This is a genomic window from Micrococcus sp. iso_26 (assembly GCF_056172975.1).
The window spans coordinates 1-1,151 of sequence record NZ_JBWBTV010000017.1 but is presented as its reverse complement, the minus strand read 5'-3'; the positions used below and the strand labels follow the sequence as shown (position 1 = coordinate 1,151).

Sequence of the window (1,151 nt, the reverse complement as noted above, 5' to 3'; positions counted from 1 at the left end):
CCTGGTCGTCATTACGCTGATCTGGAACCGTCTCGCGCAACACAAGGTCGGTGCCGCCGGTATGGTGCCGACCCTGTGGATCGTCCTCGGACCGGTCGGACAGTCCATCACCGCGGTAAACCTCCTCGCATCGAACGCCCCCGCCGTCGTCGACGCGTCGACCGCCCACGCACTGCTGGTCGTGGCGCTGGTGTACGGGTTCGCGATGCTCGGCTTCGCGCTGCTGTGGACCGTCATCGCCCTCGCCATCACCATCCGCACCGCCCGCGAACACCTGCTGTTCAGCCTGACCTGGTGGTCATTCACGTTCCCCGTCGGCACCTGCGTCACCGGCCTGAACGGCCTGGCCCTGCACTCCGGACTCACCGTCGTCGCCGTCCTCGCAGTCGTCTACTACGTGGGCCTCGTCGCCGCGTGGATCACCGTTGCCGTCCGCACCTTCCACGGCTCCGTCATCCGCGGCACACTCCTCGCACCACCACAGCCGGCATGAGCACCCCCGACGAACTCGCGGACGAGGTCGCGGACGTTCGATCCCTGAACGCCCTCGCCGAGGCATGGCGCACCGCACCCGACGGTTCACGGCGGTTCGTCCCGAACTTCGACCCGAGATCCGGCGGCACATCCAGCCGCGTCCTGGTCCTCATGCAGTCGCCCGGCCCCCAGACGATCGCCGCAGCGCACACGGCGATCTGCAGCGAGGACAACCCGGGCCCGACCGCGGCCGCGTTCCGCGCAGCCCGCATCGAGTCCGGACTCGCACGCAACGACTACCTCCGCTGGAACCTCATCCCGTGGGAGATTCTCGGCCGCGTCCGACCTGTGGACATCGACGAGGGGCGACACGCCCTCGAAACTCTGCTCAAGGTGCTCCCCGTGCTCGATGCCATCGTCACGTACGGTACCGCCGCCCTCAACGGAGTCATGCGGCACCTCACCCTGGACGAGCACCCCCGACTCGTACCCGTCATCGCGGCACCACACCCCTCTCCGGCCAACGGCCGCCATCGCGCGGAACAACAACGACGTTCCGTCCAAGCGCTCCGGCTCGCGGCGCTGACTCACCGGCTGTAGCAAATACGAACGACTCCGCTACAACTGCCCGTGCCGACGGTTCGGCAGCGTGTGAGGCGGCGTGTCTTGTAACGGAA

Annotated in this window: 2 protein-coding genes; both read left to right on the top strand. The window is 67.9% G+C overall.

Annotated elements, in window-relative coordinates; translation table 11 throughout:
- The coding region (locus tag AC0VX0_RS12325; protein WP_475452196.1) for an SLAC1 family transporter at positions 1–493 on the top strand (493 nt) is incomplete at its 5' end.
- Positions 490–1,074 (top strand): uracil-DNA glycosylase family protein, encoded by a 585-nt coding sequence (locus AC0VX0_RS12320; protein ID WP_002854173.1) that lies wholly within the window; start codon positions 490–492, stop codon positions 1,072–1,074. The genes AC0VX0_RS12325 and AC0VX0_RS12320, both read left to right, overlap by 4 nt.
- Positions 1,075–1,151: the final 77 nt, after the last annotated feature.